General features: G+C 38.4%; 21 protein-coding genes and 6 tRNA genes. 5 read left to right on the top strand and 22 right to left on the bottom strand.

Annotation, left to right across the window (positions count from 1 at the left end; translation table 11 throughout):
* Nucleotides 1-122: 122 nt before the first annotated feature.
* The 3 genes from HUX68_RS05065 to rpmG all read right to left on the bottom strand — a co-directional run bounded on the left by HUX68_RS05065 (nt 123) and on the right by rpmG (nt 1976).
* Complete coding sequence (locus tag HUX68_RS05065; protein ID WP_174613807.1) at nt 123-1136, bottom strand: ThiF family adenylyltransferase; 1014 nt, start codon at nt 1134-1136, stop codon at nt 123-125.
* 12 nt (nt 1137-1148) lie between these two features.
* Nucleotides 1149-1712, bottom strand: a complete 564-nt coding sequence (locus HUX68_RS05070; protein ID WP_343033614.1) for a 5-formyltetrahydrofolate cyclo-ligase — start codon at nt 1710-1712, stop codon at nt 1149-1151.
* A 114-nt stretch (nt 1713-1826) separates the two neighbouring features.
* Nucleotides 1827-1976, bottom strand: a complete 150-nt coding sequence (gene rpmG / locus HUX68_RS05075) for a 50S ribosomal protein L33 (protein WP_026801018.1) — start codon at nt 1974-1976, stop codon at nt 1827-1829.
* A gap of 177 nt (nt 1977-2153) precedes the next feature.
* On the opposite strand from rpmG, the gene HUX68_RS05080 reads away from it, so the two are divergent.
* The gene (locus tag HUX68_RS05080) at nt 2154-2369 is read left to right on the top strand and encodes a hypothetical protein (protein WP_174613808.1); all 216 of its coding nucleotides are present in this window, start codon (nt 2154-2156) and stop codon (nt 2367-2369) included.
* A gap of 25 nt (nt 2370-2394) precedes the next feature.
* The gene (locus tag HUX68_RS05085) at nt 2395-2970 is read left to right on the top strand and encodes a hypothetical protein (RefSeq protein ID WP_174613809.1); all 576 of its coding nucleotides are present in this window, start codon (nt 2395-2397) and stop codon (nt 2968-2970) included.
* Nucleotides 2971-3159: 189 nt separating this feature from the next.
* On the opposite strand, the gene HUX68_RS05090 is transcribed toward HUX68_RS05085, so the two are convergent.
* The 3 genes from HUX68_RS05090 to HUX68_RS05100 all read right to left on the bottom strand — a co-directional run bounded on the left by HUX68_RS05090 (nt 3160) and on the right by HUX68_RS05100 (nt 5845).
* The gene (locus tag HUX68_RS05090) at nt 3160-3369 is read right to left on the bottom strand and encodes a PepSY domain-containing protein (protein WP_246206613.1); all 210 of its coding nucleotides are present in this window, start codon (nt 3367-3369) and stop codon (nt 3160-3162) included.
* A gap of 241 nt (nt 3370-3610) precedes the next feature.
* Nucleotides 3611-4474 carry an SDR family oxidoreductase gene (locus tag HUX68_RS05095; protein WP_174613810.1) on the bottom strand — a complete coding sequence of 288 codons (864 nt, stop codon included), beginning with the start codon at nt 4472-4474 and terminating at the stop codon, nt 3611-3613.
* Between the two features lie 711 nt (nt 4475-5185).
* The gene (locus tag HUX68_RS05100; RefSeq protein ID WP_425509535.1) at nt 5186-5845 is read right to left on the bottom strand and encodes a DUF421 domain-containing protein; all 660 of its coding nucleotides are present in this window, start codon (nt 5843-5845) and stop codon (nt 5186-5188) included.
* A gap of 231 nt (nt 5846-6076) precedes the next feature.
* Between HUX68_RS05100 and HUX68_RS05105 the strand changes: the two genes are divergently transcribed.
* From HUX68_RS05105 to HUX68_RS05115, 3 genes are all read left to right on the top strand, one after another.
* Nucleotides 6077-6358 (top strand): hypothetical protein, encoded by a 282-nt coding sequence (locus HUX68_RS05105; RefSeq protein ID WP_174612717.1) that lies wholly within the window; start codon nt 6077-6079, stop codon nt 6356-6358.
* 357 nt (nt 6359-6715) lie between these two features.
* Nucleotides 6716-7819, top strand: coding sequence for a GerAB/ArcD/ProY family transporter (locus tag HUX68_RS05110; protein WP_174613812.1), 1104 nt, complete (start codon nt 6716-6718; stop codon nt 7817-7819).
* A 110-nt stretch (nt 7820-7929) separates the two neighbouring features.
* On the top strand, nt 7930-8085 hold the full coding sequence (locus tag HUX68_RS05115) for a hypothetical protein (protein ID WP_174613813.1): 156 nt from the start codon (nt 7930-7932) through the stop codon (nt 8083-8085).
* Nucleotides 8086-8384: 299 nt separating this feature from the next.
* Here HUX68_RS05115 and HUX68_RS05120 read toward each other — a convergent pair whose 3' ends face one another.
* The 16 genes from HUX68_RS05120 to HUX68_RS05195 form a co-directional block, all read right to left on the bottom strand.
* Complete coding sequence (locus HUX68_RS05120) at nt 8385-9206, bottom strand: sulfotransferase (protein ID WP_174613814.1); 822 nt, start codon at nt 9204-9206, stop codon at nt 8385-8387.
* 331 nt (nt 9207-9537) lie between these two features.
* Nucleotides 9538-10194, bottom strand: coding sequence for a phosphate signaling complex protein PhoU (phoU, locus tag HUX68_RS05125; protein WP_174613815.1), 657 nt, complete (start codon nt 10192-10194; stop codon nt 9538-9540).
* A gap of 18 nt (nt 10195-10212) precedes the next feature.
* The gene (gene pstB, locus HUX68_RS05130; RefSeq protein ID WP_174613816.1) at nt 10213-11034 is read right to left on the bottom strand and encodes a phosphate ABC transporter ATP-binding protein PstB; all 822 of its coding nucleotides are present in this window, start codon (nt 11032-11034) and stop codon (nt 10213-10215) included.
* A gap of 12 nt (nt 11035-11046) precedes the next feature.
* On the bottom strand, nt 11047-11925 hold the full coding sequence (pstA, locus tag HUX68_RS05135) for a phosphate ABC transporter permease PstA (RefSeq protein ID WP_174613817.1): 879 nt from the start codon (nt 11923-11925) through the stop codon (nt 11047-11049).
* A 1-nt stretch (nt 11926) separates the two neighbouring features.
* Nucleotides 11927-12853: a phosphate ABC transporter permease subunit PstC gene (gene pstC / locus HUX68_RS05140; RefSeq protein ID WP_174613818.1), complete on the bottom strand. Its 927-nt coding sequence runs from the start codon at nt 12851-12853 to the stop codon at nt 11927-11929.
* Between the two features lie 122 nt (nt 12854-12975).
* Nucleotides 12976-13938 (bottom strand): PstS family phosphate ABC transporter substrate-binding protein, encoded by a 963-nt coding sequence (locus HUX68_RS05145; RefSeq protein WP_246206615.1) that lies wholly within the window; start codon nt 13936-13938, stop codon nt 12976-12978.
* Between the two features lie 212 nt (nt 13939-14150).
* Entirely contained in the window at nt 14151-15134 is a 984-nt protein-coding gene (locus HUX68_RS05150) for a PstS family phosphate ABC transporter substrate-binding protein (RefSeq protein ID WP_174613820.1), read from the bottom strand.
* Between the two features lie 171 nt (nt 15135-15305).
* A complete protein-coding gene (locus HUX68_RS05155) occupies nt 15306-17372 on the bottom strand; it encodes a peptidoglycan D,D-transpeptidase FtsI family protein (protein ID WP_174613821.1) in 2067 nt (688 codons plus the stop codon).
* Nucleotides 17373-17442: 70 nt separating this feature from the next.
* The gene (locus HUX68_RS05160) at nt 17443-18714 is read right to left on the bottom strand and encodes an MFS transporter (protein WP_174613822.1); all 1272 of its coding nucleotides are present in this window, start codon (nt 18712-18714) and stop codon (nt 17443-17445) included.
* 122 nt (nt 18715-18836) lie between these two features.
* Nucleotides 18837-19448 (bottom strand): superoxide dismutase SodA, encoded by a 612-nt coding sequence (sodA, locus tag HUX68_RS05165; protein ID WP_174613823.1) that lies wholly within the window; start codon nt 19446-19448, stop codon nt 18837-18839.
* Between the two features lie 206 nt (nt 19449-19654).
* Nucleotides 19655-19727, bottom strand: a tRNA-Phe gene (locus tag HUX68_RS05170).
* Between the two features lie 190 nt (nt 19728-19917).
* Nucleotides 19918-20010 (bottom strand) — tRNA-Ser (locus HUX68_RS05175).
* Nucleotides 20011-20019: 9 nt separating this feature from the next.
* Nucleotides 20020-20096: transfer RNA gene (locus HUX68_RS05180), tRNA-Ile, on the bottom strand.
* Nucleotides 20097-20108: 12 nt separating this feature from the next.
* Nucleotides 20109-20184, bottom strand: a tRNA-His gene (locus HUX68_RS05185).
* Between the two features lie 19 nt (nt 20185-20203).
* Nucleotides 20204-20280 (bottom strand) — tRNA-Met (locus HUX68_RS05190).
* 3 nt (nt 20281-20283) lie between these two features.
* Nucleotides 20284-20358, bottom strand: a tRNA-Asn gene (locus HUX68_RS05195).
* Nucleotides 20359-20383: the final 25 nt, after the last annotated feature.

Genomic DNA, 20383 nt, shown 5'->3' on the forward strand with positions numbered 1-20383 from the left:
TTTAAAAATTAAAGATACAATAGTCAATGCGGAGGCGAGAATTATAAATACTCTCATCCTAACACCCTTTTCTGTATGTTATTGGTGTTATTAGTTATTTTCCACTGTACCTTTTTTATACATCAGGATCCGATATACCGGTCGTACATCGTCCTTGCCGTCGTTGTGTCCTCTGTTCCCTGTACAAGGACACGACCGTCCGGAAAAATCACGAACTTCAACTCATTTTGGAATTCCGCTTTTAATAAAAATGGCGTTCGTGTTGTTTCAGATACTTGGGACAGCCGCTTTTCCCACTCACTGAGATTTATCTGATCCTGTTGATGAATCTGAACGGTATCACGCCCGCATAATACAGTTTCCGTTTCCTGAGCCGACTTGGTTAAGGACGGAAATTCATGCGTTCCACATGCAGGACAAGCGGAATCCGCCTCTAGAAACTTCATATCATAATGGTGGTTATACCATATATCAATTGTCTTCAGTGTATTACGTAAGTATTCTTTATTTCCGGTCAGATATTTCATCGCTTCCGTACACTGTAATGAGGAAATAAGGTCTACTGCAGGAGAAATTACTCCGATTGTATCACACGTTTGTCCGCCCCCCGCCCCTTCGTTCATGATACAACGAAGACACGGCGTCTCACCTGGAATGAACAACGCTGTCATGCCTCTGGAACTTACAACACCCCCATACGAAAATGGAATATTATGCTTAACACATGCATCATTTAACAAAAATCGTGTTGCGAAATTATCCGTACCATCCATAACCATATCGATTCCGTGGAGATATGACGCAATATTTTCATTTGTTACATTGCCTACAGTGCCTTCCACTGTAACATCACTATTCATTTTTTCCAGTTTTCGTTTAGCTGCAATTGCTTTCGGGAGTGCTTGTCTGACGTCATCCTCATCAAAAAGCATTTGCCGCTGCAAATTACTGAGTTCCACATAATCACGATCAACCAGACGGATTGTTCCAACTCCCGCTCTGACAAGGTGATTGCAAATCACTGTTCCTAATGCCCCGGCTCCGACAACCAGAACGGAACTGTCAGCCAGTTTTTGCTGTCCGCGTTCTTTAATTGGGGAAAACAGCATCTGACGCGAATAACGATTAAAATCCATTATGAATTCCCCCTAATTTAGTTGCTTATCCGTTATAATCGAATCCACCGGCACATCATACGATTCGGCAGGCAGTTCATTGACCACCTGAACCTCTGAGGCAAGTGAGACAGTCCGGTTAGGAAAATCAGCCAAATACCGGTCATAATATCCCCCGCCAAACCCAATTCGGTAGCCTTTTTGATCAAATAACAGACCAGGAACAATCAGAAGATCGATATCTTGTTTATTCACCCTCTCACATGCATCCGGCTTTGGTTCAAGTAGATTATAATAAACAATTTCCAGCTGATCATACGTATGTATCTGATAGAAATCCATTTTACGCATTTTAGGAAGACACTTCGGAACAAAAACTGCTTTCTGCTCCTCCCAGGCGGTTTCAATTATTGGTCTTGTTGACCATTCAAATCCATTTGAAACCGTCACACCAATTGAACGAGCTTCTTTCCAGCCATTATCATTCAATAAATTATTCAAAAGCCTTTTCTCAATACGCTTTCTTTCAGTATCCGGAATATTTTTCAACTTTATGATTGCTTGCTTCCGCATTTCAGTTTTACCCAAGGTTACCACCCCTCCATCCATTACCATTATAAGCACTAACGTAATTATAACAAATTGCAGATTATCGCGATAAACAAAACTCCCGCCGCTGTTTCAGAGGCAGGAGTTTTATACAAAAACGTATTATTTAGTTTCACGGTGCAATGTGTGTTTTTTTAGACGCGGGCTATATTTCTTAAGCTCAATGCGTTCCGGATTTGTACGCTTATTTTTAGTAGTGATGTAATTGCGGTCGCCTGTTTCAGTACATGCTAATGTGATATTTACGCGCATAATAATTTCCCTCCAAACTATAAAGTCCTGCTTTTCTATTGCTGTGAATTCTACTCAGACTTAATAATGATAGCAGATGATTGATAAATATTCAAGAACATAACTGTTAAATTTTGATGATTTTCCTTTCTTTAATTGTATGTTATAACTATTAGAGAGGAATGGAGGGGAATACGTATGATTTATGCAATAGCTTCTGTGATTACAATCGGTGTTGTATTATTGATTTTATCATTGTTTATGAGCGACAGGTTTGAAGATGTTGAAAGCCAGGTGGAACAGCTTTCTATTACCACCATGCAGGACACACAACAATTGAAAAAGAAAGTAAAAGTTCTGGAAGAGGAATTGCAGGCGGATGTCTCTGTGAACAAAAGTGTACATAAAAGATAAGGATACCTGGAGGTAAGAGGATACTATGAAACAAACGATCCGTTCATTTGCATTAGGTCTGCTGGTGGCAGGAATTATCATACTGGCAAGCTTTTATTTCACCGCTGATACGAGACAAGCATCACAGAAATTATCAACTGACGAAATGATTACCAGTATCGAAAATGAAGGATATCATGTCCTAAGTGAATCTGAATATATTTCTGTTTCCGTAAAATCAGATAACAGTGAAAATAATAGTGAAGAAACCGAAAATGAAAAAAACAAGCAAGACACATCAACCGACAAAAATAAAGAAAATCAGCAGAAAAAAGAGAATAAAAATGAAGACGATAATTCTGACAGTAATAACGAATCAAAAGACTCTACTGAAAATGATTCCGATAAAAAAGAAACTGTTACATACACACTAACGGTTGAATCCGGGATGGCTCCATCTGTTATCAGTAACAAACTGGCTGAAAATAATATTATTGATAACGCTGATAAGTTTACCCAATACATGGAAAATCATGACTATACCCAAATGGTTCAATTGGGTGAATTTAAATTCACAAGCGATATGAGTCATTATGAGATCGCAGAAAAATTGACTAACTAGAAAAAGGCTTAAGCTGTATCCTAAAAATAACGTTCAATCAAAACACCTTACAAACTCGTATATTGCCGAATTTAGAAGAATCCATTTTGTAAAATTAATCAAAATGGATTCCTTTTTTGGCGGTTATTTAATAAGCGCCCTTACTGCGTACTCTTTCAAATTACTCAATGAAACATTCTCTAATAACTATTAATCCAAGTCCTCTTGTTCGACTTTTATAACATTGCCACTATTTGCGTTAACTTCTACCTCGTATACCCTATTCTGTGATGTTAATATAAATATTTCATAAACTAAAACGCCGTGTTCCAAATCCATATCCACATGAAGAACTTGGCCAGGAATCCTTTGAAGAGCAATATCTTGAGCCTGTTGCATTGTTAACCTTTGTCTAAACATAAAAATCGATTCTCCCCATTTTTAAAATTAGCCATTCATCATGGGTATAATATGTTTTAGACAAATTAATGGTGTAGCCTAAAAATGAACTTACTCCACTAAAGGGTTGATGCAGGACGGAAATCCTTATTCCGAGCAGGCGCCCGTTGATTACTACTACACTACTTAACTCCGCTTTCTATATTTGGAAAATTTTTCTGGTTGCAATTAATTTCTGCAATCACTCCATACGTTAATAAAGTTACTGCTTACTTTGAAAAGTAGTTTGATAATCACTTAAAAAAGTTCGGATACTTCGAGCCGGACGATTCAACAAGATGTTAGTATCATTGGTGATTAGGCTTTTTCTATCACCTGGATATGCTTCTGCAATGTAAGCCAGGTCATATGCACGCCAAGATGGGGTCTCATTTGATAGAAGCATTTGATAAAATTCTTCTGGTGACAACTGGTTATAATTTATTGATTGATTGAAAATGTCTGATAAATGTTCGGCAATTTCCTTAAAAGTGATCGCACTAGGACCTGTTAAGGTGTATACCTTTGAAACATGATCACTGTCTACTAAAACTTTTGCAGCTACCTCTGCAATATCCCGAATATCAACTAAAGCAAAATTGTGAGAACCCATAGGGGCTGAAAAGGTACTGCCAGTTGCTACTTGAGTCCCAAAACGCAACAAATTTTGCATGTATAAATGGGGGCGAAGGAATGTCCAATTTAGTTTGGAATTCCTCAATTGTTTTTCTGTTTCCGCATGCCAGCGCATTAAAGCGATAGGTGAATTTCTAGAAGCACCAAATGCCGACAATTTCACTATATGATTAACGCCACATTGCTCTGCTACTTTTATTACGTTATCATGTTGTGATACTTGCTCAGGATTATCCCGCGCAACTAAGAAGATCCGGTCCACTCCTTCAACTGCCTTTTCAATTGATTTCGTATCTTCAAATGTTCCGATTGCTAACTCTAGTGACGGGTTTTCTACATCATCAAAAGCCCTTTCATTTCTAACAAATACCCGAACGGGAACGCCTTTATTTAAAAGATGCTGGACGACCAACCTGCCAATTTTTCCTGTGGCTCCTGTAACTAGTATCATATCAATCAATCCCTCCAGATAGTATTGGTGTGCGCATATTTTAGTGAAATAATACTGATTTATGGGAATATTGTACCATTTTCTAACAATTTGCACATAGAACGTTTGTTTTGTAGTATACTAAAGTAGACATGTTATACAGGGTGATGCTTCTCACGAGAAGCAGTAAAAAGTATTACTTTTTTACTTGGCGGCTCGGAATCCTCAGAAAGGGGTGAGCGAGTGATTGAAATTGACAAGACTCTCGAGTTGATGTTGATGTTTGGAACACTCGTTGTTTTACTTGTTGGCAGCCATGAAAAGAAGTAATTACCCTGTCGTCTCCGTAAACGTGGGGTAATTACTCTTTTGTGAAAATCCCGATTCGGGTCGTCGTGCCTTGCAGATAACTGTCCGGGTCGCAAGTTGCTGCTTGCGGCCCTTTTATCGACTCCGGAAAATAACAACCAATGTAATAGTATTTGTTTCCATCCGTAACTATTCATCATTTTCAATTTTAATCAGCGGCTACTAGTCCATAAATTCTTGCAATCTTTTGACCTGGAATTACAATACCCTACCCCTATTAACAAAAAACATTTAGCTAAATACAGTATTCTCCCCATGGAAACTGTAAATATATATCACAATCCGGATTTAGATAAATAAAGCAAAACAGCAGGGAGGAAGTCACCCTCCTCCCCCTTTTATACCTGGTCAGGTACCGAATGTTTAACTTGATCGACGGTCAATGCTTAACTTTTTTGTTTTTTCATTAACGAAGGCATATATAATATCTTTTGATTTGACACCTTCCGCTTTTAAATGATCGAGTAACCACTCTTTAGGTTGACCAAGTAGTTTGAGATTCCTGTCTTGAATTTTACCATCTATGATAACTGCAATCGGTAAGCCTTGATCATCAATGGAAAGGTTCAAATGCTCCACAGTGACAGGAGTGTTTTCAGTTTTTGGAATGACACTAACCTTACCAATAGGCTCTAGGACTGCATAGTCAACATCCGAGAGTTTAGGATAACCTTTGCTTCTTAAAATGGAAAGAATTTGTGCAACAGACAGTTGGGATTTTTCAAGATTATCCTCAAGTATTTTTCCGTGTTTTATGAGAAGTGTTGGCTCCCCCAAAAAAAACCTGTGTCCCCATTGATTCAATGTCATGTAAGAAAAAGCGATGTGTAATCCAACTAATATTGCTAAGGTTAATAAGGTCGGCCCAACTTTGGTGCTGATTAAAGGTTCCGAAGCGACCGTTCCTACAATAATAATGGCCACTAAATCATAAGGTGTCATTTGAGTAATTGTCGACTTCCCCATCAGCCTCATAATGGCAATCGTTATAAGATAAAACAATAAAACTTTAATAAATAAAATGGATCTTCACCTCTTTTTAGACATGTCCCTTATATACTTCCCACATTTCTTATCCCCATACAGTTCGATTTATAAAGTTAAATTTCACCATTATGAAGCTAATTTTATATATCAATCCATGGATTAATGCTTTAAGCTTTTCACACCATTAATTATCATAAAATACCCCTGAATAGATAAAAAGAAGTTGTAAATAATAAAAGAAATAATAATGATAGTGAGGTGAATATGGTGAATTTAAAAAAATTAACAATAGGTGCTTCCACTGTAATACTTTCCTCCGGGTTATTGTTTGGGTGTGGATCTCCAAATTTAAATGATGAACAGGAACCGGATCCGACTAATGAGCCTTCCGAGCAACAAAATCACAACGATAATGGCTCAGATATTAATGAAGACCCAGTAAAAAATGAGAATAGTCGAGACAGTCAAGATCAAAACGGTCAAGGTGAAAATGAACAGGACAACAATGATAAAGATCTGGATGATATACTACAACCAGGATCCCAATAAATATCGTTAGCGTCTTAAACGGTGCTTTACATAGTCTAGGTTAGGCTCAATTTATGTAGATGAAGCCCCAACTATTATTTCAAATATATGTATTATTTAATTGATGATAAAAATGTTGATACTAATTTATCAGCTTTTTTCGTGTGTTCCTTTGTATCAAAAATCCCACAAACAAGCCTGGAATTATACTCAAAAATTGGAAGCCAATACTCCAAATAACATATTTTCGGCGAATAGATCATCTATACAGTCACAAAATAGCACTAATGCAAATGGCAAAAAACGGGGGTGATTTTTCCTCCACCTGCATCTTTGTAGGCATCTCGAATGTCAGAATAAAAGGAAGATCCTAACGTTGTGAAAAGATTTGAATATGGAGATGACAAAATAAGCAGTAGTGATATCATGGCCGCTGTACCCTCCTATATAATTAGCATAGTGGTCTTAACATTACCAGGGGATTTAGCATCTGTAACGATAGCTTCAGATGGATGGATATCACTTCTCATCGCTGGCGTGATTTCAGTTATTGTGATGTGGTTGCTGGCAAAGATCGTGATTGGATTCCCCAATCAATCGTTTTTTACATATACATCAACTATTCTTTCGGGCCCTGTAAAAATAGTTATTTTATTTTTATTTGCTGTTATATGGATATGTGTTTCGGCTTTTGAAGTACGTAGTATTGCCATTGTGACAAAACAATATATGTTTGATCGCACGCCTCTTGAGGTGATTGCACTTTCTTTCCTTCTAGTTGTTGTTTATGCTGTTTCAGGATCCAGAGCAGGCATATTTCGTTTGAATAAGTTATTCTTACCGATTATTCTCTTTATAGCCTTCTTCGTTTTTGTATTAAATTTGGGATATTTCAAGACGAGTCAGTTACTACCACTATTTCAAACAGACATGCAGGGGTATTTAAAGGGAATAAAGGTGAGTATGCTTAGTTATGTAGGATTTATCATCGTTTTATTTTATACCGGGCTAGTGGACAATCCCAATAAAACACCTAAGATGGTTGCAATTGGAATGTGCATACCTGTTGTTTTATACATAATGATTTTTATTCTGTCTATTGGAGTATTTGGGCATGCAGTAACATCTGAACTACGCTATCCAACAATAGAATTGGCTAAAAACGTGGAAATACCAGGTGACATTTTTACTCGATTTGAGTTACTCTTTTTCCTCATCTGGACGATGGCCATCTTTAATACAACCACGATGGCACTGGATATCGCTGTACTTTCACTCAACTCTATCTTTAAGCATACAAAAAAGACAAAAATAATCTTCATATTGGCGCCGATTGTATTTAGTATAGGTATGATTCCGCAAAACGTGCTGGAGTTAGAATCATATGCAGCCATTCTTTTTAAAATATCGTTGATTTACAGCCTAGTCATCCCGTTCCTTTTGTTACTTGTTGGTAAGTTAAAGGGGAGCAAGTCGGGCTGAAAATCGTGTTAAACGTGTACGCTTTTTGAGCAATTGAAAACCAAGCTCTTGCATGTTATCTTGACTCGTTTATCAAACAAAGCTGGATAGTAGCTATAGGAGGTGGCTTAATGAATCCAATTGCTCAATATGTAAAGCTATCTCAAGAATTCAAACATATGTTAAATAGAGAGTTAACAAGCAATGAAATAAAGTTCATAAAATGGATGGTACATCAGGAATTGGAAAAGGATAACTATAAAGGAAGTAAGTCACTCACAAGCTAATTAGCAATAACATATAATAGTATCATTGAAACGTCAATTCCCCCTTATCTAAATGGGGGGGTTGATATATTCGTTATTTAGATTTAATTGGAACAAGGCATTCTTAAGGAGGTGTTAGCCATTTATTCAGCTTTAAATTGTATATAAAAAAGCATCTTACCAAAAGTTATGATAAGACGCTGATGTTGACAAGCCTCGCTATATAGATAGGAAATTATTTGACACTTACTTTCAAAAATTCCTTTGCTCAGCCATTTTTAATAAGAACACCGATTTCATCCTTTGTATCCAAATATATTTTACTCCTGTTTATCAACCAAGTACCCATACCTCTCTAAATCATCTTTACAAATACCTTCTACTTTCCTTATGGATGCTCGTTCCTTTTCATCCAATCTCTTCCATTTATTAATACTTTGTAAATGAAATCCGCTTGTTTTTTGTTTTTTAATGTTGGTATAGGATGAATTATTTGTAAATGGTTGATTAGATCGAGTTTTAAACTCTTGGATTTCCCAATTTAAAGGGACACCTAAAAAAACTTTTAGGGGTTTATCCACTTTCATTTGAATGAAATCCTCATATCTTATAACAAGAAAACGATCAGGATATTCCTTTTTCAATTGTTCAACTTTATTAATATTTGTTTTCCAATTATTTATAAGAGCTGCATCACTTAATCTTCCATTGAAATATTTTCTAGCAGATAAAATAACATCCCTTATATCTCGAATAATATATAGACCCAAAACATCTTTATTTTTTAAAAGTTTTTCTAATACAGATAATGAGTGAGTTGATTTATTACCAATGATTAAATCTCCAGGAGATGCAATTGGATCTATTGCTGATTTATAAAGATCTTGAATACTTTTTATCTGTTTGGGGTCTATTGAAAGATTTAATTTTAATTGACTAAGTGCTTCAGCTTTCATTTTTTCAATAACTGTATTTTTTTCTTGAATATTATCGAAGTACTCTAGGTTTGGGTTAGATTTAAAGGCTCGCCTCAACGTATTAACATAGTCATTATAGACTGTTATATTTTGCTGGGTGTTTAGAAAATTCGCTAGAACAGTAGTACCGCTTCTCACTAACCCTGTGATATACAAATATTTCAATACTAATTCACCAACTTTCATGTTGAACTAGTATATTTTATTAGTAAGTATCAAGTTTGACACAACTAATAGCTGGATGCTCTTGCTTTTTGGACTACTCACTTATACTTCTGAGCAAATAATTGAGGGGTTGTGAAAATATCAGTGAATAGTGGTTGTTAATTCTTATGGAACCAATAACTTAAACACTTTATATCATAAAAAAACCCTTCGGACAATAGGAAACCAAAGGGGGTAAAACTTCGCTTCTTGATAAAACATCGTATCATTTTGTCTAAACATTTACTTCAACGCCAATCAAACTGCACAATACGAACGGTGCTAGAATTGATTAGTTTAATTTATAAGATTCTCCTTTAACAAGAAACAAAATGCTTTCACCTATATTTGTAACATGATCACCAATTCTTTCAATATAGCGGGCGACGAATGCCAGTTGCATAACATGCTGTGTTTTCCCTTTACCTCCTGTATGGGCCGATAATAATTCATGAATTATTTGTTCATACTGCTCATCTAATTTATCATCCATTCCGGATAATTTACCCGCAATGGAAATGTCCTCCTGCTGAAAGGCGTTCATAGCAGTATGAATCATTTCCACTGTAGTATTACGCATTTCCTTTAGTTCAGGATGAACGATAAAATGATGACTTTCCCCCAATCGTATTGCAGATTCAGCAATATTTTTAGCATTGTCAGCCATCCGCTCTAAATCAGTTGTTATTCGCAGTGCAATAATCAATTGACGTAAATCAGTAGCTACAGGCTGCTGCTTTGCAATCGTCAGGATTGCGTTGTTATTAATATCAAATTCCTGTTTATCAATCCATCGGTCACTTTCAATTATCCTGTTGGCTAACTCCAGGTCCTGATTATATAATGCATCAATTGCTTCGAGGAAAGCCTTCTCCACTTTGCTTGCCATTACCGAGATTTCTTCTTTGATGCTTGTCAGGTCAGTTTCAAATTGCTCTCTTACAACCACTTAAACTCCTCCTTTATTTTATCCAAAACGGCCGGTAATATAGTCTTCTGTACGCTTATCTACCGGATTGGAGAATAGTTTATCTGTATTATCATATTCAATCACTTCACCATTCAGGAAAAAAGCAGTTTTGTCAGAAATCCTTGCTGCCTGCTGCATATTATGCGTAACGATTGCAATACTGTAGTTCTGTTTCAGTGTTTGAACCAGTTCTTCTACTTTTGCTGTTGAAACCGGATCTAAGGCCGATGTCGGTTCATCCATCAATATCACATCCGGTTCAATCGCCAGACACCTTGCAATACAGAGTCTTTGCTGCTGCCCGCCGGACAAGCCAAAAGCATTTTCATTGAGCCGGTCTTTCACTTCATCCCAAAGTGCTGCACCTTTTAGGCTTTTTTCAACAATTTCATCCAATACCTTCTTTTTTTTGATGCCATGAATTTTTAGACCAAATACGATGTTCTCATAAATTGATTTTGGGAAAGGATTTGGATTCTGGAACACCATACCAACATTTGTACGTAAATCCTCCACTTTATATTTTGAAGTGAGTATCTCTTTATCTTTGTACATAATACTTCCGTTCATATTTACGGATGGCACTAATTCCACCATACGGTTTAGTGCTTTAATAAATGTTGATTTGCCGCATCCGGATGGGCCTATAATTGCGGTTACCTTGTTTTCCGGAATATCCATGTCGATATTATACAGCGCCTGGTTATCGCCATACCACAGATTAAAGTCGTTAACCGTGTAAATTGATTTTGCTTGTTCTGTATCATTATTCACTTCACCAAAAGCAGGTTTATTTTTTTCAAGCGCTAAACTTTGCATGATGATTCCTCCCTAGAATCGATTGGAAAATTTATTTCGTATAATTACGGCAATAGAGTTCATAATCAGCATCATCAACAGAAGTATAATAATACCGGCTGATGCGATAAGATGAAATTCCTCCTGCGGTCTTGCGGTCCAGTTATATATTTGAATCGGAAGAACAGTAAATGCTGACCAGATACTTTCAGGCAAATAAGCAATAAACGATAACGCCCCGATCATCAAGAGTGGTGCCGTTTCACCAATCGCGCGGGAAAGCCCTAATATCCCTCCTGTAAGTATTCCTGGAATCGCGGCAGGAAGGACAACACGCCGAACTGTTTGCCACTTTGTAGCACCCATTGCATACGATGCTTCCCGTTGTTCAGCGGGTATCGCACGGATGGCTTCCTGTGCAGCTACTACGATAATGGGCAGAATTAGCAGACTAAGTGTCAAACCGCCTGCCAAAACACTTCTGCCCATTTCCAGCAATCGAACAAAAACAGTCAATCCCAACAAGCCGTAGACAATGGATGGTACACCTGCAAGATTGGAGATATTCACTTTGATAAAATTGGTAAGCTTATTCTTTTTGGCATATTCTTCAAGATATATTGCTGTTCCAACTCCAAGCACCAATGATACCGGAGCTGTAACTGCCATTAACCAGAGTGATCCGACGATTGCAGCTTTAATCCCCGCCTCTTCCGGAAATCTGGAAGCAAAACTGGTAAGGAACTCCCAGTCTAAATAACCAATCCCCTGTGTAAAAATTCGATATAACAAAACTCCCAGGGCGGTTATTGCCAGTGCGACGGCAAGGAAAAATATTTGTTTGATAATTTGATTCGTTAAAAGTCGCTTCGGCATTTTGTTTTGAATTACCTGCTTATCAACCAAGTTCATACTAGTAATCCTCCTTGAAACGACGTGAAATAAATTGCGACAACAAATTCATGCATAACGTAAAGACAAACAATGTCATCCCTACTGCATACATGCTGTAATATGTTGTTGATCCGTAAGTCGCATCACCCATACTGACTTGAACAATATATCCGGTCATTGTCTGAATCGATTCGGTAACATCCAATGTCAGTTTCGGCGATGCCCCGGCAGCCACGGAAACAATCATTGTCTCCCCGATAGCTCTGGAAATTCCCAATACAAATGACGAAATTATACCCGATAGTGCGGCTGGAACAACAATTTTCATAGCAACTTCCAGTCTTGTCGCTCCCATTGCCAATGCACCTGCACGCATTTCATTGGGAACTGCACTCATCGCATCCTCTGACAAAGAAGAAATCATCGGAATAATCATGATTCCGACAACAATTCCCGCACTAAGGGCATTGAAAATCGGAAGACTTGGAATCAACTGCTGTAATACAGGCGTTACGAAAGTCAAAGCGAAAAAGCCATAGACAATCGTTGGTATACCGGCCAGTACTTCCATAATCGGTTTCACAATTCTACGTACCTTATCAGAGGCAAATTCACTTAAATAAATCGCTGAGGCAATTCCGATTGGAATCGATACAACCATTGCTATCCCAGTAATTAATAATGTCCCGGAAATAAGCGGGAGAACCCCAAAGCTCGGGTTTTCACCAAACGGCCACCACTCAGTCCCGGTTATAAAGTCCAAGAATGACACCCGACTGAAAAAAGTAAATGTTTCCACTAACAACGTTATAATAATACCGAGTGTAGTCAGCACAGAAATTATTGCGCAAATCAAAAAAATGGTCGGGGCTGCTTTTTCATTGAACTTAAGCAAAAATTGATTTGATTTTTTCTCATTTATCATTTTCTTAACGTCAACAGACATATTAAATACTCCTCTGCAATTTCTTCAGTTAGTCAAAACGGCACAATAAAGCAGGAACGTGAGGTGAATATTTAAATTCACCTCTCACAACTGATCCCGCTTTAGGAAAACTGCATTCTGAATTATTTGCCTGCCAAATTTTTTATTTTATTCAGAGCATCTTCATACTCACTATCAGGCTTAGCAACATATCCTACAGCCTCGGCCATTTCACCGGCATTTTTGAGTGTATATTCCATAAAGTTATACACCGATTCATTTTTCAAGGCATCGTTTTTCACATAGATGAACAATGGTCTCGAAAATGGATTGTACTCACCTGACTGAATGGTTTCCTTACTTGGCAGAACCGGTTTTCCCTCGCTGTTTACAATCGGTACTGCTTTTAACTGGTCTTTATTTTCGGCATAATACGCATACCCAAAATAACCAATACCATGTTTAGAACCTGTAACTCCTTGTACGAGGACATTGTCATCCTCCGACAGTGTTGTATCTTTCCGGATTTGTCCGTCTCCCAGAACTACTTCACTGAAATAGTCAAAAGTTCCTGATGCTGCTCCAGGGCTGTAGAATTTAATTTCTTTATCAGGCCATTCTTTATTTAAATCAGACCAGGTTTCTACACCACCGTTTTCAGACCACATTTTTTTTAATTGCTCAACAGTCAGCTTATCCACCCAATCATTTTCCTGATTTACTACAATAGAGAGTCCATCAAGTGCAATCTCAAACTCGGTAAACTTAATCCCGTTTTCTTTCAATGCAGCCTTTTCTTCTTTTTCGATAGGTCTGGAGGCATTGGAAATATGCGTTTCACCAGCAATAAACTTTTCAAATCCGCCGCTTGTTCCGGAAACTCCAATATTAACCTTTGCACCCGGATTCTCAATCATATATTCTTCTGCGACTGCTTCCATAATCGGAAAAACAGTAGATGATCCATCAACCTTAACTGTTGCAGAACCCTCTGATGAAGCACCGGTACCATTACTACTTCCGCTTCCATCTCCATTTCCACACGCAGCCAGAAACAGTGCTGTGAGAGAAACTATTAATATTACAAATAAAAGTCTCTTTTTCAATTTTAAAGCCCCCTGTTGTGGTAGATTAACTGCCAGAAAAGATATGCATTTCCTTTCCTGCAAACCCATCATAACGAACTAGTATTAATTCCCTATTAATTGGTTGTAAAGAAAATGTAAATTTAAAAGACGACAAAAAGACCTGATACCATTTGAACATGGTTCGGCCCTTTTGTAATGTTACTCAAAATTATTTTGATCCGCTTTCTGAATTATTTACTTGCCAATTCTTTTATTTTATTCAAGGCATCTTCATAGGCATTATCAGTCATAGCAACATATCCTACAGCTTCCGCCATTTCACCGGCATTTTTGAGTGTATATTCCATAAAGTTATATACCATTTCATTCTTCAGAGCATCGTTTTTCACATAGATAAATAACGGTCTCGAAAATGGATTATACTCACCTGACTGAATTGTTTCCATAGTAGGCAAAACAGGTTTCCCATCACTATTTACAATTGGTATTGCTCTTAATTGGTCTTTATTTTCGGCATAATATGCATACCCGAAATAACCAATACCGTGTTTAGAGCCTGTAACTCCTTGTACAAGAACATTGTCATCCTCTGACAGTGTTGCATCTTTCCGGATTTGTTCTTCTCCCAGAACTACTTCACTGAAATAATCAAATGTTCCTGAATCTGCTCCAGGACTGAAAAATTTAATTTCTTTATCAGGCCATTCTTTATTTAAGTCAGACCAGGTTTTCACCCCGCCTTTTTCAGACCACATTTTTTTCAGTTGCTCAACAGTGAGCTTATCCACCCAGTCATTTTCTTGATTAACTACAATAGAGAGTCCATCAAGTGCAACCTTAAATTCGGTAAACGCAATCCCGCTTTCTTTCAATGCAGCCTTTTCTTCTTTTTCGATAGGTCTGGAAGCATTGGAAATATGTGTTTCACCAGCAATAAACTTTTCAAATCCACCACCTGTACCGGAAACTCCAATATTAACCTTTGCATTCGGATTCTCAATCATATACTCTTCTGCTACTGCCTCCATAATTGGAAATACAGTAGATGATCCATCAACCTTAACTGTTGCAGAATCTTCTGATGAAGCATTTGCATTCTCTGATGAGGTATTATTACTATTACTGCTTCCGCTTCCTTCCGCATTTCCGCACGCAGCCAGGAACAGTGCTGTGAGAGAAACGATTAATGTTACGAACAAAAATCTCTTCTTCAATTTTAAAGCCCCCTGTTATGGTAAATTGTCAGGAAAAGATTTCCTTTCCTGCAACTCCATCATAACGGACCATTATTAATTACCTATTAATTACATGTAAAGAAAACATAAATTTAGAGGTACAATAAAAAAGCCTGAACATATAATCATGTTTCAGACTTTTTTCAAAAGTTATTCAGATTGGTTCTTTTCCTTCAATTCAAAGTAAGAATCAAGAATACGCTCTCCTATATTCTTACTGGTTGGATGCTGATTAAGCACAACACCTGCTTGAGGAACGACAACAGCAAAAGCCACCTCAGGCTTGTTAAATGGTGCATATCCGACAAGCGTGTGGTTCTCTGCATCCATTACCTTTTCACCATCTTTGTAAACATCACTCTCAGCGGTACCCGTTTTACCGGCTGGATTATATGATTTACCTGCAAAGTGGGAGTATGCTGTTCCGCCAACTTCCTGATATACTCTGCGGAAGCCTTCCTGCACCCGCTCCAGATATCTATCGTCCATGGTAATCTTATTTAATACCTGCGTATTGACACTTTTATAAACAGGTCCTAAATCTTCCTCGTGCGGTATTGGAGTCCGAACCGACTTTAAAAAATGCGGACGGACACGATATCCATCGTTGGCAATAGTTGATACATACTGAGCAAGCTGCAGCGTTGTATATGTATCATACTGACCAATCGCAAAGTCAAGCAGATTACCTGCCTTGGGATTCGGACCTTCATAACCAATCGATTCGTAAGGAAAGTCCACCCCGGTTGATACACCGAGTCCGAACTGACTGAAATAATTTCGGATTTCCTGAAATGCAGCTGGATCAAAACTCAAACTTTCATTCCGCTCGTAATTAAAGTCCCCACCCATCCGCATTGCAATATAAAACATGTATACGTTGGATGAACGTTTGAGGGCATTGACATCATTTATCAAGCCAAGATTCCGATACGAACTTTTCTCCGGAGTGCCGGCTATCTTAATTGGTGCATCATAAAACGTAGTACCTATATCAATGACTCCGGATTCATAACCGGAAAGAACTGTAGCACCCTTTATTGCAGAACCTGGCTCATGTGCTGCATACAATGCTTTCAGCCCGGCATTTTCAAATTCATTTTTCTCCCGGTTATAATGCTGACCTGCCACTGCCAGGAGTTCACCTGTCTGCGGGTTCATGACAACCGCAAGCGCATCATTCATAAACCGATTCTTATATGGGTGTTTTTGAATTGCTGCCTTCAGTTCTTCTCGCAGTATTTTATTCACTTTCTTCTGCAATTTCATATTAATTGTCAGAACAAGATCTTTGCCCCGTTGACCTTCCACAACCACTTCAGAATCAATTACTTTTCCATCTTTGTTTGTTGTATACTGGATTTTTTCTTTCCGGCCCCGCAACAGACTTTCATACTGCTGCTCCAGACCGCTTTGCCCGACGCGGTCATTTCGCTTGTATCCGCGGGACAGATAATATTCTTCTTTTTCGGCAAGAATACCTTGCGACTGGGATGTAATGGATCCGATAAAATTGCTGAACGTTTTACCATATGGTTTAAAGCGATCCCAATCGGTAGTGGCATTTATTCCATCAAGCATATCCAGATGCTCGGATACTTTGGCAAATTCCTCAGGTGTTACATTTTCGTTTTTGATAACGTGTGGTGTCAGGGTCATTGCCTGATCCATTTCTTTTTTGATCGCCATTACTTCAAGCTGTTTCTCGGTAAAATCATCAATTTCATCTTTTTTAATACGTTCCAAAATTGTATTGTATTCTTCACTTGTATCCATTTTTTCGAGTTCTTTATCAGAAAGTCGGCTTGTTGCTTCCTCTGTGTGTTTCAAATACCAATATTCTTTTTTATTCCGTTCGGTAACGTCATACTCCCCATTTTCTTTCGGCATGGAAATAAAACGTGACAGTTTCTCGGCCACCTCAAGACGATCCTCTGCTGTAACTCCTTTAGCAGGAGTGTATGTGATCGAATAGAGTGGTTTATTACCAACGATTAAATTGTGATTTCGATCGAACATTCTTCCCCGCGGCACCGGTATTTCCGTGTTCTCTTTAACTGTTTTATCAATTTCTTCCTGAAACTCTTCCCCGTTCAAAATTTGCACAACTCCAAGCTGCAAAACCAAAACAGAGAACAACAGAAAGACAATGAAAAACAATATATTTAAACGAAAAGGAAGTTGTGTTTTCTTTTTTTTCGTCTTTCGTTGCACCATTGTCTCCCCCTAGATATAAAACCTTCCAAGTATTCCTATTATAGCATTAAATACTGGAAATTCTAGAGGATTACCGATCTTTTTCATCGGTTAATTGCTCTTTTATCATAAAATCTTTTTTATGCGGACTGCCCAGAGAGATATTCTTTACAAATAAGTAAATAAAAAGATGACCCGCACCGAAGATAATCAGCAAAAATGGAATAATTTTTTCAGCGGGAAACACATAAATGGCAATCAGGAAGGATAGAATCGCTACAACCCGCCCTATGTTGACAAACAATTCCCTTACCACAATATATTCGATTCGAAAATCCTTTGCTTTCCAAGCCTTTCCGATTACATCATACGTCATGGATACATACGGAACATTAATAATCGGGTAGGCAATACCAATTATTGCTGCATAAATCATAAGCTTATAGTAAGAAATGTCGAACAATATAATGAAAATGGACACGTACAGCAGGATAGCACCGAATAAAATTGATTTTTTCCGCATGGATGGTTTAATCCACTTCGTAACAATAAAATAAAATACAAGTGACAGGCCGGATAAAAATAAATTAAACATACCGAGGGCAAACTCACTTTTCGTAGTTAAATACACCCAAATCGCAATGACAAATAAAAATATCCCTTCGCGCAGCCCTTGGAATACGTGGGCATTTAAAATTTTGCCCCAATTTTTATTATTCCCCTTCTCTGCAAGTACCCGTTTGAAATGAAATAACCCTTCTGCAGGTCGTCGTTTCAGAAAAAAACTGCAGATTACAGCACTGATAAACAGCCCGAATGAAATCGTGAAAATCGTCGTGTATCCCATAGTAGCAGGCATTTTTAAAATAATGGTACCTGCCAGCAACGGACCTATCATGCCACCGAATGATTGAAGTATTCCCAGAAAGCCATTGAAAAAATCTCTTGACTCCGGTTCGGTTATTTCAAATGTGAGTACGTTAAATGCCAGCCAATAAAATCCATAACCGATACCTAACAGACTTCCAAGCAGAAAATTATAAACGGAGGCATCCTCCGCTATAATAAGGACACTCAAAAAAAACAGGGATAATACGGTTACCCCTAACCTCAGGACAATCACCCTGTCTACTTTTTTTGCAATTTTGCCGGCGAAAATAAACGTAATCGGCTGCAGCAGATATATTCCCAAATTGTACATTGCGATTGTCACGTAATCACCGGATTGTTTCCATAAATAAATGTTAACAAATGTGTTGGACAGAAATATACCCAATGAGTATAGTCCGCCAATTACCAGCAGGAAAATTAAATCCCTGTCTATTTCGACTTTGCCAGCTATATTCTGGATACTCTTGTGCATATCAATTGCTCCCCTTTAACTGCTATTAGTTTGAGCAAATAGCAATTAGATATGCACACATATTTGTGCATTAAAAAGGTGCGGATATTGGTTATCCGCACCCAGCTAACTGTTAATTATTATTATTTTGCAGCATCATAATTTTTTGCAACTTCATCCCAGTTAACAACGTTCCAGAATGCAGCAACATAATCAGGACGCTTGTTTTGATACTTAAGGTAATATGCATGCTCCCAAACATCAAGACCAAGAACCGGCGTTTTGCCTTCCATCAATGGTGAATCCTGATTTGGTGTGCTGATTACTTCCACATCCCCGTTGTTTACAACAAGCCAAGCCCAGCCTGAACCGAAACGACCTTTTGCAGCAGTTTCAAATTCTTCTTTGAACTTGTCGAAGCTGCCGAATTTACCATTAATTTTGTCAGCAAGCTCGCCTGTTGGCTCGCCGCCGCCATTTGGTGACATCACTTTCCAGAATAGGCTATGGTTAACATGTCCGCCGCCATTGTTCCGAACAGCAGTACGAATATTTTCAGGTACAGAATCAATGCTGCTTACAAGATCTTCTACTGATTTATTCTGAAGATCCGCATTTCCTTCTACTGCGGCGTTCAGCTTTGTAACATAAGTATTATGATGCTTTGTGTGGTGGATATTCATTGTTTCTTTGTCGATTGTTGGTTCTAAAGCATCGTATGCATAAGGTAGTTCTGGTAATTCAAATTTTGCCATTATTAATTCCTCCCACAAAAATATGTTTTTAAAGGATTGAAAATTCAACCTTTTAAAGCAAGCCTATCAGAGCTATTCCGCACTTGCAAATTATTTGCATTCATAACAGTGCTGGTAATGATCAGCCCTATAATCGTTATATTCCCACATTTATAAAACTGAAACATATTGCATAAAAAAAACAAGCGATTAGCTTGTTTCAAGGATGGCTCCGGACGGAATCGAACCGCCGACACAGGGATTTTCAGTCCCTTGCTCTACCGACTGAGCTACAGAGCCGTATGTGATTGTAGTTTAATTCGTATTTAAGTACATCCTGAGCTTGGTTGGCTCGTCGTGTTGCAGGTTCTTTCAGTGACGCAGCACTCCTCGCAGGCCTTCTCTTAGAAGCTTATTCGTTGAAGCGGGCGGCTTGCTCTACCGACTAAGCTACAGAGCGGTATGTGATTGTAACGCGTTAAAATATGTATGGAGGAGGTAGAGGGATTCGAACCCCCGCGCGGTTTGACCCGCCTGTCGGTTTTCAAGACCGATCCCTTCAGCCAGACTTGGGTATACCTCCGAATTAAAATGGTGGACCCTGCAGGATTCGAACCTGCGACCGATCGGTTATGAGCCGATAGCTCTAACCAGCTGAGCTAAGGGTCCAAGTCTATTTTATGGGGCGACCGGTGGGGATCGAACCCACGTATGCCGGAGCCACAATCCGGTGCGTTAACCGCTTCGCCACGACCGCCGTTTATATGTAATTGAAATGGTAGCGGCGGAGGGGATCGAACCCCCGACCTCACGGGTATGAACCGTACGCTCTCGCCAGCTGAGCTACACCGCCATATGGCTCCACAGGCAGGAATCGAACCTGCGACTAATCGGTTAACAGCCGATCGCTCTACCGCTGAGCTACTGTGGAATAATCTAAAATATGTATAAGCTTT

The organism is Virgibacillus ihumii (assembly GCF_902726655.1).
GTDB classification, from domain to species: domain Bacteria; phylum Bacillota; class Bacilli; order Bacillales; family Amphibacillaceae; genus Lentibacillus; species Lentibacillus ihumii.